The sequence below is a fragment of the Roseovarius sp. TE539 genome (assembly GCF_003298505.1).
Lineage (GTDB): Bacteria > Pseudomonadota > Alphaproteobacteria > Rhodobacterales > Rhodobacteraceae > Roseovarius.
Genome location: NZ_QNGB01000003.1, coordinates 186,090 through 198,370 on the forward strand (window position 1 = coordinate 186,090; position 12,281 = coordinate 198,370).

Sequence of the window (12,281 nt, forward strand, 5' to 3'; positions counted from 1 at the left end):
AGTGGCGCGCCCGATGCCGCAGGCGGCCGGCGGGCTGCTGTCCTATTTCACCCGGCACCGCACCGCGGCCAACCTGCTGCTGGTGGTGCTGATCGTTCTGGGTGTCGCCGCGGTTCCCCGGATGCGCGCGCAATTCTTCCCCGACGTGATCGTCGATTCCGTCAGTGTTTCGGTGATCTGGGAGGGGGCCAGCGCCGAGGATGTGGATTCGGCCGTCGTGCAGCTTCTGGAACCGGTTCTTCTGTCTGTCGAGGGGGTCGAGAGCAGCAGCGCCACCAGCCGTGAGGAGCGCGCCACGATCAGCCTCGAATTCGAACCCGACTGGGATATGGGGCGCGCCGCCGACGAGGTGCAGGCGGCGGTGGACGGGGTCACCACCCTGCCCGAGGAGGCAGAGGAGCCCACGGTGCGGCGCGGCGCTTGGCGCGACCGGGTGACGGACGTGGTCATCACCGGGCCGGTGGACGCCGATCAACTGGGCCTGTTCGCCGATGAACTTGTGGCGCGGCTTTTCGAGGCCGGGGTGACCCGTGCCACGGTCCGCGGCGTCGCGGCGCCCCGAACGGTGATCGAGGTGCCCTCGACCGCGCTGATGGCGCATGACATCTCCATATCCGAGATTGCTGCGGCGGTGGCGCAAGAGGTCGATGCTGATCCGGCGGGCGATGTCACCGGCGCCAACACGCGGGTCCGTACCGGGGTCGAAAAGCGTGATACGCGCCAGATTGCGGCCATCGCCCTGCGCTCAAACCCGGACGGATCGAAGCTGAGGATCGGGGATGTCGCCACCGTGCGTGTCGAGGGCATCGACCGCGAGCGAAGCTATTTCGTGGGCGACGACCCGGCGATGACCATCCGGGTCGAGCGGTCGGCCCGGGGCGATGCCATCGGCATACAGGAGCAGGTCGAGGACGTGGCCGCGCGGATGGAGCGCACCCTGCCCGAAGGCGTCACGATCGACCTGATCCGGACCCGGTCGGATTACATTTCGGGGCGATTGCAGGTGCTGCTGGACAATGCCGCCACCGGGCTGGCGCTGGTGGTGGCACTGCTGTTCCTTTTCCTCAACGCCCGGGTCGCCTTCTGGGTGGCCGCGGGCATCCCGGTGGCTTTGCTCACTGCCGTCGCACTGATGTATGCCGGCGGGCTGACGATCAACGTGGTGTCGCTTTTCGCCTTGATCATCACGCTGGGGATCGTCGTGGACGATGCGATCGTGGTGGGCGAACATGCCGATGCGCGAACCCGCAAGCTGGGCGAGCCGCCGGTGGTGGCCGCCGAGAACGCCGCGCGGCGGATGGCGATGCCTGTCTTCGCGGCGACACTGACCACGATCATTGCCTTTTTCGGGCTGGTGGCCGTCGGTGGCCGGTTCGGCGACCTGATCGCCGATATCCCGTTTACCGTTATCGCGGTGCTGGCCGCATCGCTGATCGAGTGTTTCCTGATCCTGCCCAACCATATGTCGCACGCCCTCAAGCACAGTGTGCGGCACCATTGGTACGACGCCCCGAGCCGGGTGGTGAACGCGGGCTTCGTATGGCTGCGTGAGCGGGCCTTCCGGCCGCTTATGGCAGTGGTCATCCGGCTGCGATATCCGGTATTGGCCGGGGTCGTGGCGATCCTTGCCTCGCAGGTGACCCTGTTCATCAACGGGGATGTGACATGGCGCTTTTTCAACGCGCCGGAACGCAGCAGTGTGACCGGCAATTTCGCCATGGCGCCGGGCGCCACCCGTGCGGATTCGCGCGAGATGATGCGCGAGACGCAGCGCGCCACCGAGGAACTGGGCGCTGAATACGCAGAACGGCACGGCCGCAACCCGCTGAAATACGTTCTCGCACAGGTTGGCGGAACCACCGGACGGGGGCTGTCGGGGGAGGACACCAAGGAGCCGGATCAGCTTGGCGGCATCGCGATCGAACTGATCGACGCGGATCTGCGGCCCTATTCGAGTTTTGCGTTCGTGGGCGAACTTCAGCAACGGGTCGAACAGCATCCGCTGGCTGAAACGGTCAGCTTCCGCTCGTGGCGTTCGGGACCGGGGGGAGATGCCCTGGATGTCGAATTCTACGGGGCGTCGGCGGATACACTGAAGGCCGCGTCGGAGGCGCTGAAGGAGGCGCTTCTGCGCTTCCCCGAGGTTTCGGCGGTGGAGGACAACCTCGCCTATGACAAACAGGAACTGATCCTCGATCTGACTCCGCAGGGGCAGGCGCTCGGTTTCTCGATCGACGGGCTTGGCCGTGTCCTGCGCCACCGGCTTGGCGGGCTGGAGGCGGCGACCTATCCGTCGGGACCGCGCAGCGCCGAGATCCGGGTGGAACTGCCGGAAGGAGAGCTGACGGCCGATTTCCTCGAACGGATGCAGTTGCGCACCCCGGACGGCACCTATGTGCCGCTGGCCGATATAGTGAGTGTCGAGCAGCGTGTCGGCTTTTCAACCGTGCGGCGCGAGAACGGGCTGCGACTGATCAACGTGACCGGTGACATCGCCGAGGACGATCCCGCGCGCGCCGCGGCCGTGCAGACGGCGCTGGAAGAGGAGATTCTGCCCCGCATCGCCGGTGAGACGCAGGTGGAATGGCGCCTTTCGGGCCTGAGCGAGCAGGAGGACGATTTCCTCAACGACGCCCGCACCGGCCTGATCCTGGTGCTGACCGGGATCTACCTTGTGCTGGCCTGGGTCTTCTCGAGCTGGACGCGGCCGATGGTGGTGATGGCGATCGTCCCGTTCGGCCTTGTCGGAACGATATGGGGGCATCATGCGTGGGACGTGCCGCTGAGCATGTTCACTGTGGTCGGTCTGATGGGCATGACGGGGATCATCATCAACGACTCGATCGTGCTGGTGACCACGATCGACGACCACGCGCGGGAGCGCGGCCTGATCCCGTCGATCATCGACGGGGCGGTGGACCGCCTGCGCCCCGTGATGCTGACAACGGCGACGACGGTTCTGGGTTTGACGCCGCTGCTGTTCGAGCGCAGCCAGCAGGCGCAGTTCCTCAAGCCGACGGTGATAACGCTGGTCTACGGCCTCGGGTTCGGGATGTTCGTGGTGCTTCTGGTAGTGCCGGCACTGATGGCCTTGGGGCATGACCTGTTCCGGCTGCGTGTGGCGTTGCGCCGGGGGCTTGGATTCCGGGTCCGGCATGTGCGCGGTACGATGTTGCTCGGGCTCGCCGTCATCCTGGTGTGGCTGGGGGCTACGATGGGTGTGACGATTGCCACCGGCGCCCTGCCGGCGGTCACTCTGACGGCCTTGCCGATGGTTGCGGGCTGGCCCGCGATGCCGGCGGCGCTGGTGCTGTTTGCCGCCGGGGCGGTGATCCTGATCCTGTTGCTCTATGTGGTGCTGGCGGGCGCGCAGGTGCTTTCCGCACGGCGACGGCGGTCGGGGCGGGGTCGTGCGTCGGCATCATGAGCCCGATCAGCCGGACGAGGCGCAGCCGCGGATATCGACCGCGTGATCGCGGCCCAGCACCGTGATCCTCAGGCCCGACCGGTCCAGCATGAAGGACCGGCCCTCGACATGGACAAGCTCGGTTTCGGCGATCAGGCGCGGACCCTGCCGCATGGCCGTGGTCCGTGCCACCCAGACGCGGGGATCAGCGGTTTCGATCACCGCCAGTTCGTCCCCGCCGGCCGACGGCATGGTGATTTCGGCGACCAGGCCAAGGCCGTCCTCGATGGGGCGCAGCCGGCAGGAAACCCTTGAGACCCCGGCCTCGCCGGCTGAAAGCGGACGTTCAGCCAGTGCCGCGACGATGCGCGGGTCGGGCCGGGTGACATCACGCGGGAGATCGGCGGCCACCGTCAGGCGCACCGGCACGCAGATATCCTTGCACACTCCCATTTCCAGCACCCCTTCAAGGCGCACGGGGCGCCCCGTGCGGGACGGGGTCACGGTGAGCGGAAGCGTGACCGCGTCATGGTAGCCGAACGTGAGGAGTCCACCCTGGTCGATGCGCCGCGGCGCGGGCCAGGTGATGGCGGTACCGTCGAGATTGCGCGAGCCGCGCCAGTCGAAGGCCGGCGGAATCCCCGCATCGCCCGGCGCCCGCCAGTAGGTTTTCCATCCGTCCTTGAGGGTGATGTGTATGGCGGCCATGTGCCGCCCGTCCGCCATACGCCAGCCCGGCAGTATCCGTGCCTCCAGCATGCCCGGCGGCGCGTTGGCCTGTACAGGGGTGGCAAAAAGGGCGCCGAGCGCCAGGCAGGTCGCGATCAGTCGTCGTATCATGATCCCGACATGGCGCATCCGACCTGAAATGCCAATTCACTTTCCCACGATCACGTCAGACTTTGACCCGGGTACATGCGACGACGGCGTGCTTGCACTGGACCGCTTTGCGCCCCATGTTCGGGGGGATGGAAACGCCGAACCGGAGATGCGCGTGACGCAGGATCTCGATCTGACCGGAAAGCTGCTGATCGCGATGCCGGGCATGGGCGATCCGCGATTCGGAAATGCCGTCGTATTCGTCTGTGCCCATTCCCCGGACGGGGCGATGGGGCTGATCGTCAACAAGCCGAGCACCGATCTGACGCTGCGCGAGCTTCTGGAGCAGCTGTCGCTGGAGCGCGGACCCGGAGCGCGCGAATTGCCGGTCCATTTCGGTGGTCCGGTCGAGCATGCGCGCGGCTTCGTGTTGCACGGGGGCGATTACAGTTCGGCCATTTCGACGCTGGAGGTGAACGAAACCTTCGCCATGACCGCGACGTTGGACATACTCGAGGAAATGGCCGCGGGCCGGGGGCCGGCCCGGGCCCTTGTGGCACTTGGCTATGCCGGCTGGGGGCCGGGGCAGTTGGAGGCGGAAATCGCGCAGAACGGGTGGTTGACGGCGGATGCCTCGCCGGACCTGGTTTTCGACCGGCCCGACAGGGACAAGTGGGAGGCCGCGCTTTCGGCGATCGGGGTGAGCGCGCTGGCGCTTTCGGCCGATGGCGGCAGGGCCTGATCAGGGCCCGATCCGGTCGCAAGCGGGCTCTCGCGTGGTCAGACTTCGGAGTCGGCCCTGGGGCGCGGCGCCGCCGCGCGTTGCAGCCGGTCATTGATCGCAAGGCCGAGTCCGTTCTGAGGAACCGGGGCCACGGCGATCCGCGCCGCGCCACGCCGATCCAGAGTGTGCAGATGCCCGAAAAGATTGGCCGCGGCTTCGGTCAGGTCGCCCGTGTCGGACAGGTTGAGATCGCAATCCGTTGCTCCGAACCCCAGCAACAGCTCACCGGGCTGCCGCGTCGTGGCATCGAGGCGCAGCGTGGCGCCGGGCGCGTAGTGCGAAGCCATCTGTCCGGGCGCGTCAAGCGGTGCGGTGGCCGCGCGCCGCGTCAGCGGATGGCCGAGTGCCGCCTCGACCGCCTCGGCCGGCAGGCCGCCGGGGCGCAGCAGCACCGGCGCACCGGTCAGTCCGACAATGGTGGATTCGACTCCGACGTCGCAGGCGCCGCCATCCATGACCGCTTCGACCCGCCCATCAAGCCCGGCCAGCACATGGGCCGCGGTGGTGGGGCTGATCCGCCCCGATGGATTGGCCGACGGTGCCGCGACCGGCCCGCCGAACGCCCCGAGCAGCGCCCGCGCCACAGGGTGGGCGGGCACCCGCACCGCCAGCGAGGGCAGCCCTGCCGTGACAAGTTCCGAAAGCCCGCCCCCGGGCCGCACCGGCAGCACCAGTGTCAGCGGACCGGGCCAGAAGGCCTGCGCGAGGATATCGGCCGCTCCGGACCATTCCACCAGATTCCGCGCGGCCGCGACGGTTTCGACATGCACGATGAGGGGATTGAAGCGCGGCCGATCCTTGGCCGCGAAGATGCCGGCCACGGCCTGCCCCTGCCGCGCGTCCGCGCCCAGACCATAGACCGTTTCGGTGGGGAAGGCCACGCGCCCACCCCCCGTCAGGACAGCGGTTGCGCGGGCAAGGCCCGGGGCATCCGGGCGCAGGATTTCGGCGGTCGGTGGCACGGGCTTGTCTTACGTTACGTTTTCGTTGCTGGAAGGGCACGGCTGTCTAGGTTAGGGACAGAAGGCACACATACTAGGGGCGGCCAGCGAATCCAAGCCGTGTGCTGTCCGCACGGCGCCCCGGGAGGAAGAAATGCCCTACAAAGCACCGGTAGAGGAGTTCCGGTTCCTGTTCGACCACGTGGCGGATCTTGCCACGGTGTCAGGCACCGACCGTTTCGCCGAGGCGACACCGGATGTCACCGCCGCGATCCTTACCGAGGCCGGGCGCATGTGCGAAGAGGTGCTCGACCCGCTGCAGCGGGTGGGTGACACGCATCCCGCCCGGCTTGAGAACGGCGTGGTGCGCACGCCGCCGGGCTTTGACGAGGGGTACCGCGCAATCGCGGATGGCGGCTGGGTGTCGATCGGTGCCGATCCGTCGCATGGCGGCATGGGCCTTCCGATGACCCTGACCACGGCGGTCAACGAGATGATGAGCGGCGCCTGCCTGTCGATCCAGCTCAACCCGCTGATGACGCAGGGTCAGATCGAGGCTCTGGAACATCACGCGTCCGACGAGATCAAGGCGCTTTACCTGCCCAAGCTGGTCAGCGGCGAATGGTGCGGGACGATGAACCTGACCGAATCGCAAGCCGGCAGCGATGTGGGCGCGTTGCGCACCAAGGCAGAACCCAACGGAGACGGCACCTACGCGATCAGCGGTCAGAAGATCTATATCAGTTGGGGTGACAACGATTTCACCACCAATGTCTGCCACCTGGTGCTGGCGCGTCTCCCGGACGGGGTGCCGGGCACAAAAGGGATCAGCCTGTTTCTGGTGCCGAAGTATCTGCCTGACGAGGACGGCGCGCCGGGCCGGGCCAATGACCTCAGGGTGGTCAGCCTCGAACACAAGATGGGGCTGCACGGATCGCCCACGGCTGTGATGCAGTATGACGGTGCGACCGGCTGGCTGGTGGGTGAGGAACATGACGGGATGCGCGCCATGTTCACGATGATGAACAATGCGCGCCTCGGGGTTGGCGTGCAGGGGATCGGCGTGGCCGAGGGCGCCTATCAGCACGCGCTGGCCTACGCGATGGACCGCAAGCAGGGCCGCAGCCTGATCGAGAAGGGCACCGGGACGATCATCGACCATGCCAATGTAAGGCGCATGCTGGCGACGATGCGGGCCGAGATCACCGCGGCGCGGTCAATCGCTCTGGCATGTGCGGCGTCGATCGACATGGAGACCGCCACCGGCGACGCGAAATGGGCCGCGCGCGCCGCGTTCCTGACACCGATCACCAAGGCGTTCGGCACCGATACCGGGATCGCGGTGGCCAATACCGGCATGCAGCTTCACGGCGGCATGGGCTATATCGAGGAGACCGGCGCGGCACAGTACCTCCGCGACGTCCGGGTGACGGCGATATACGAGGGCACCAACGGCATTCAGGCGATGGACTTCGTTGCGCGGAAACTGTCGGACGGGGGCGAGGCCGCCCACGCGATCCTGGACGAGATCGAGGCGCAGGCCGAGGCGGCGCGCGAACGGTTTCCCGACCTGGCCGAGCCTGTCTGGCAGGCCGGCGAGACGCTGCGCGAGACGGTGGACTGGATGCTGGCGCAAAAGGACATGAACCAGCGCTTTGCCGGCGCGGTCCCTTACCTGCGCGGTTTCGCGCGGGTGCTGGGAGGGCATTATCACCTGCTTGCGGCCATGGCCGAGGCGCGAGAAGGCGCACGCACGCGTCTGGCGCGGTTCTACATCACGCGGCTGCTGCCCGAGCATGTATCGCTTCTGGCTCATGCCACATCCGGGGCTGATGACCTCTATGCCCTTACACTTGAAGACCTGGGGGCCTGATGGACGGATCGAGCGCCGTAATGCGACACCCCTGGGAGGATCCGCCCGGCCCCGGCGAGGCGACAGAGGTGGCCGAGGGTGTGTTGTGGATCCGTCTGCCGCTGCCGATGGCGCTGGACCATGTGAATGTCTATGCGCTTGACGAGGGCGACAGCTGGACCATCGTCGATACGGGCCTCCATACCGGGCGGTCGGTGCGGCTCTGGGAGGCCATCCTCGACGGACCATTGGCAGGCCGGCCGGTGGGCAGGGTCATCCTGACCCATCATCACCCGGATCACGTTGGCATGGCCGGATGGCTGATAGCGCGTTTCGGCGCCGAACTGGTGACCAGCCGCACCGCGTGGCTGATGGCCCGGATGCTTATCCTGGATGTCGAGGAACGCCCGACCGAACAGGCGATGGCCTATTGGCGCAGCGCGGGGATGGACCCGGCGGTCCTGGAAACCCGCCGTCATGAGCGCCCTTACAATTTCGCCGACAACTGCCACCCCCTGCCGGTGGGATACGGACGGGTTTGTCAGGGCGACACGCTGTCCGCCGGCGGGCGGCAATGGGATGTGCATATGGGCAACGGCCATGCGCCGGAGCATCTGACGCTGTGGAGCCGCGACGACAACCTCGTGCTGGCCGGTGATCAGATTCTCCCGTCGATCAGCCCCAATATCGGCGTCCACCCGACGGAGCCCGAGGCCGATCCCCTGTCGGACTGGTTGGAGGCGTGCCACCGTCTGGCGCAACTGGCACATGCGGATCATCTTGTGCTGTGCGGCCACAAGCGCCCTTTCACCGGGCTGCCGGTGCGGATGCGGCAGTTGATCGACAACCATCACGGGGCGCTCAACCGGCTGCGTGCGCATCTTGCCACGCCGAGAACCGCGTGCGAGTGTTTCGCCCCGCTTTTCAAACGCACGATCAATCACGGTGTTTACGGGTTGGCGATGGTGGAGGCGGTTGCGCATCTCAACCATCTGCATCAGGCTGGAGAAGTGTCGCGCCGCCGCCGTGCGGATGGTGCATGGTTGTGGCAGAGCACGGAGGATGCCGATGGCTAGGAACGAAGATGGGCCGGCGGGCCGCTGCCCCGATGAACCGCATTGCCACGAGGTTCATTCCGATCCCGACATGGCGCAGGGCGCCCCCGACACGAAAACCGTCAAGTCCCGGAAGGTGACCCAGAAAAGCGCCGCGGAATGGGCCTATGAACGCCTGGTCCTCTACATCCAGAACTTCGAGAAGACGCTGGACAATGCGCATGAAATCGCGATGGGCTTTGCCGGCGGCGATGCCGGGGTCCTGAGGATCGAGGGCATGGGGTATTTCGACCCGGATATCGTCACCTTCTACGGCAGCGACGCGACCGGCGCCAGGACCCAGTTGATCCAGCATGTGAGCCAGCTCAGCGTGCTGTTGCGCGCGGTGCCCAAACCGGCCGAGGCCGAGGCGCCTGTGCGGATCGGTTTCCGGCTGGCCGCGGATCTGGATGGGGCCGAAGCGGGGCAAGAGGACACACCCTGACGCCGTTCCTTCGATGCGGCCCTCAAAGCGCGTGACAGCCACGGGATAATGCAGTAACCGACTCGCGCAATTCGGACGAACAGCAGGAAAGGGGAGAGATCCCATGGCGGAGCACAAGCACGGCGAGATGGACACCACCGCTCAAGAGAAGACCTTCGAGGGGTTCGTCAAGGCCTCTGCATGGGTCGCCGGCATTTGCATCCTGTTGCTGATACTGATCGCGATGGTCAACGCCTGACCACGGGCCTCGACGGGAGAACGGCATGCGTATCTGGTTTCTGGCGCTTTGCGCGCTTGCGGGTCTGGCCGGTTGCGCGGCACAGACTGTCGAGTCCCCGCCGGAAGAGGTGGCGCGCGCCGCTTACACCCATGACGGTCCGGCGAAACTCACGCTGTACACGATGCTCAACAATCGCACCGGCGCCGGCGCACACACCTCCCTGATGATCAACGGGCGTCAGCGGGTCATCTTCGATCCTGCGGGATCGTTCAACCAGTCCAAGGTCGTGCCCGAAAGCGGCGATGTGCTTTACGGGATCACGCCCCCCGTGGCCGATGTCTATACCCGCTATCACGCGCGCAAGACATACCATGTGCGCGTACAGGAGCTGGAGGTTTCCCCGGAAATGGCAGATCGTGCGATCGCTGCGGCCGAGGCCTATGGCGCGGTGCCTTCGGCACAATGTTCGCGCAGCACGTCGGTGATCCTGGCAGGGCTGTATCCCGGCAAGGTGAAACCGACCTGGTATCCAAGGCGCCTTTCGGAACAGTTTGCGACTCTTGGCGAAGTGCGTGTTTCCGAGCTTTACGAATACGACAGCGACGACAACAGCAAGGTGCTCGCGGACTGGGATCCCGACAAGGTCGCACGCGCCGCGGTTCCGGCGGAATGATTGCCGCCCATTGTCGGCGCTACCCGGCCAGATAAAGCCCGAAATACAGGCCGGCAGCGCCCGATCCGATGGCCGCGAGGACATTCCGTGTCGCCAGGCCGACCCCGATCGTGATCAGCGCGGCGGCAAGGCGTGGCGCGTCGGGTTGCCCGCCGGTGGCCGCGGGCCAGGCCACCATCGGGGCGACCAGCCCGGGCAACACGGCCACCGCGGTGTAACGCAGGTGCCGAAGTACCCAGGGCGGCAGCGGCCGGTCGCCGATCATGCCGAGAAAGACGAACCGCAGCGCGAAACTCCCCAGACCGAGGCAGGCGATGACGAACCAGAGCGTCGGTGTCTCGATCATGTGCGGATCCCCCGGCGTTCGAGAAGCACTTCTGTCCCGGCGCCGGTCATCATGCCCGCCAGCCCCGCCACCAAGAGCCCGAGACTATAGGGAAGAAACGACAGGGCCAGGGCCGTGACCACAGAAACCAGCGCCGCGGCCATGTGGGCCGGCGTGCGTAACATCGGTGCCGTGAGGGCCAGGAAGGTGATCGGCACCGCGAAATCCAGCGCCAGCCAATCCGGCATCGCCGAGCCCGCCAGTGCCCCGACCAGCGTGGCCAGATACCAAAAAGGGCAAATTGGCGAGACGCAGCCGAAGAAGTAGGCCAGCTTGTGGCGCAGTGTCCAATGCGGGTTGGCCTCGAACGCGAAGACCGAACAGGCGTAACTCTGATCGACAGTGAAATAGGCCACGAGCGCCCTTTGCCAGAGCGGAGCGGCCCCGAGATGCGGCGTGAGTGAGGCCGAATACATCGCCATGCGCAGGTTGACGGCCAGCGCCGAAACGATGGCGATCAGTGTTGGCGCGTCATCGACCAGAAGCTGAAGTGCCGTGAATTGTGCCGCACCGGCAATCACCACTACCGAAAACCCGAGAGCCTCGACCACGTTCAGCCCGGCCTCGGTGGCCACCACCCCGAAGAGCAGCGCGAAAGGCACCACCACCAGAACGAAGGGGGCTGCGTCGCGCACGCCTTTCCAGTAGACGGATTTGACGGTTTCGGTCGGCATCGGGAGATCCTAGATTGGGGGTACGCCCCGCGGCCTCCATACCGACGCGCTTCAGGAGATTCAATTGCCCGGCCAGGATTTCGACGACAGCTACATCATCGCCCCTGATCCAAAGGCGCCACGCCTGACCCGTTTGGTCGAAGGTGTGGATCATGAGGGCGCGCGGATCTCCGCGTCGGTGGTGGAGGAACGGCCGCTGACCATATTCCTCAACGGGCAGGAGATCGTGACCGCGATGACCATCGGGGATTATCCCGAATACCTTGCTGTCGGTTTTCTGCGCAATCAGGGCATGCTGCGCGACGGCGAGACCGTTCAGAGGGTTGATCATGATGAAGATCTGGAAACCGTGGTCGTGCGCACCGACGGGCAGACCAGTTACGAGGAGAAACTGAAGAAGAAGACCCGTACCTCCGGCTGCGCTGTGGGCACCGTGTTCGGCGACATGATGGAAGGGCTGGAGGATGTGCGCCTGCCGGACCTCAAGGTGCGGACATCGGACCTTTACACCCTGGCCAGCCTGATCAACCGGACGCCTTCACTGTATCTGGAGGCGGGTGCGATCCATGGCACGGTCTTGTGCCGCGGCGCACGACCTCTGGTCTACATGGAGGACGTGGGGCGCCACAACGCGGTCGACAAGATCGCCGGCTGGATGCTGACCGAAGGGGTCGGTTCGGCCGACAAGACGCTTTACACGACCGGGCGGCTGACCTCGGAGATGGTGATCAAGACGGCGCTCATGGGCATCCCGGTGCTGGCCTCGCGTTCGGGCTTCACCGCCTGGGGGGTCGAAATCGCACGGCAGGTCGGCTTGACGCTGATCGGTCGGATGCGCGGCAAACGGTTCATTTGCCTGAGCGGCGAGGATCGGCTGCTTCGCGATGTCGATCCGTCGGGTGTGCCCGAAGAGGACAGCAAACACCGCCGCAAGGGGGCAGGAGCATGAAGGCGAAGACCGGCAACTGTCGCGAATCATGGGCGGCAC

At 66.2% G+C, this 12,281-nt stretch carries 12 protein-coding genes; 8 read left to right on the forward strand and 4 right to left on the reverse strand.

The features are described 5' to 3' along the window. The first annotated feature begins 1 nt into the window (after window position 1). Window positions 2-3,427, forward strand: coding sequence for an efflux RND transporter permease subunit (locus tag DQW77_RS03305; protein ID WP_113256755.1), 3,426 nt, complete (start codon window positions 2-4; stop codon window positions 3,425-3,427). 6 nt (window positions 3,428-3,433) lie between these two features. On the opposite strand, the gene DQW77_RS03310 is transcribed toward DQW77_RS03305, so the two are convergent. Next, complete coding sequence (locus tag DQW77_RS03310; RefSeq protein ID WP_113256813.1) at window positions 3,434-4,246, reverse strand: protein-disulfide reductase DsbD domain-containing protein; 813 nt, start codon at window positions 4,244-4,246, stop codon at window positions 3,434-3,436. 148 nt (window positions 4,247-4,394) lie between these two features. On the opposite strand from DQW77_RS03310, the gene DQW77_RS03315 reads away from it, so the two are divergent. Continuing rightward, window positions 4,395-4,967, forward strand: coding sequence for a YqgE/AlgH family protein (locus DQW77_RS03315; protein ID WP_113256814.1), 573 nt, complete (start codon window positions 4,395-4,397; stop codon window positions 4,965-4,967). A 38-nt stretch (window positions 4,968-5,005) separates the two neighbouring features. Here the strand turns inward: DQW77_RS03315 and DQW77_RS03320 are convergent, their stop codons facing one another. Continuing rightward, window positions 5,006-5,971: an L-threonylcarbamoyladenylate synthase gene (locus DQW77_RS03320; protein WP_113256756.1), complete on the reverse strand. Its 966-nt coding sequence runs from the start codon at window positions 5,969-5,971 to the stop codon at window positions 5,006-5,008. A gap of 133 nt (window positions 5,972-6,104) precedes the next feature. Between DQW77_RS03320 and DQW77_RS03325 the strand changes: the two genes are divergently transcribed. From DQW77_RS03325 to DQW77_RS03345, 5 genes are all read left to right on the forward strand, one after another. Further along, window positions 6,105-7,823, forward strand: coding sequence for an acyl-CoA dehydrogenase (locus DQW77_RS03325; RefSeq protein ID WP_113256757.1), 1,719 nt, complete (start codon window positions 6,105-6,107; stop codon window positions 7,821-7,823). After that, a complete protein-coding gene (locus DQW77_RS03330) occupies window positions 7,823-8,878 on the forward strand; it encodes an MBL fold metallo-hydrolase (RefSeq protein ID WP_113256758.1) in 1,056 nt (351 codons plus the stop codon). Before DQW77_RS03325 ends, DQW77_RS03330 begins: the two co-directional genes overlap by 1 nt. After that, a complete protein-coding gene (locus DQW77_RS03335; protein WP_113256815.1) occupies window positions 8,871-9,341 on the forward strand; it encodes a DUF6173 family protein in 471 nt (156 codons plus the stop codon). Before DQW77_RS03330 ends, DQW77_RS03335 begins: the two co-directional genes overlap by 8 nt. A 103-nt stretch (window positions 9,342-9,444) precedes the next feature. After that, window positions 9,445-9,579 carry an aa3-type cytochrome c oxidase subunit IV gene (locus DQW77_RS03340; RefSeq protein WP_113256759.1) on the forward strand — a complete coding sequence of 45 codons (135 nt, stop codon included), beginning with the start codon at window positions 9,445-9,447 and terminating at the stop codon, window positions 9,577-9,579. A 25-nt stretch (window positions 9,580-9,604) separates the two neighbouring features. Next, window positions 9,605-10,234 carry a hypothetical protein gene (locus DQW77_RS03345; RefSeq protein ID WP_113256760.1) on the forward strand — a complete coding sequence of 210 codons (630 nt, stop codon included), beginning with the start codon at window positions 9,605-9,607 and terminating at the stop codon, window positions 10,232-10,234. Between the two features lie 19 nt (window positions 10,235-10,253). Here DQW77_RS03345 and DQW77_RS03350 read toward each other — a convergent pair whose 3' ends face one another. Together DQW77_RS03350 and DQW77_RS03355 are read right to left on the reverse strand one after the other, a co-directional pair. Beyond that, window positions 10,254-10,580, reverse strand: a complete 327-nt coding sequence (locus DQW77_RS03350) for an AzlD domain-containing protein (RefSeq protein WP_113256761.1) — start codon at window positions 10,578-10,580, stop codon at window positions 10,254-10,256. Further along, window positions 10,577-11,293 (reverse strand): AzlC family ABC transporter permease, encoded by a 717-nt coding sequence (locus DQW77_RS03355; RefSeq protein ID WP_113256762.1) that lies wholly within the window; start codon window positions 11,291-11,293, stop codon window positions 10,577-10,579. Before DQW77_RS03355 ends, DQW77_RS03350 begins: the two co-directional genes overlap by 4 nt. A gap of 58 nt (window positions 11,294-11,351) precedes the next feature. On the opposite strand from DQW77_RS03355, the gene fdhD reads away from it, so the two are divergent. Further along, window positions 11,352-12,242: a formate dehydrogenase accessory sulfurtransferase FdhD gene (fdhD, locus tag DQW77_RS03360; RefSeq protein ID WP_404947922.1), complete on the forward strand. Its 891-nt coding sequence runs from the start codon at window positions 11,352-11,354 to the stop codon at window positions 12,240-12,242. Window positions 12,243-12,281 lie beyond the last annotated feature (39 nt).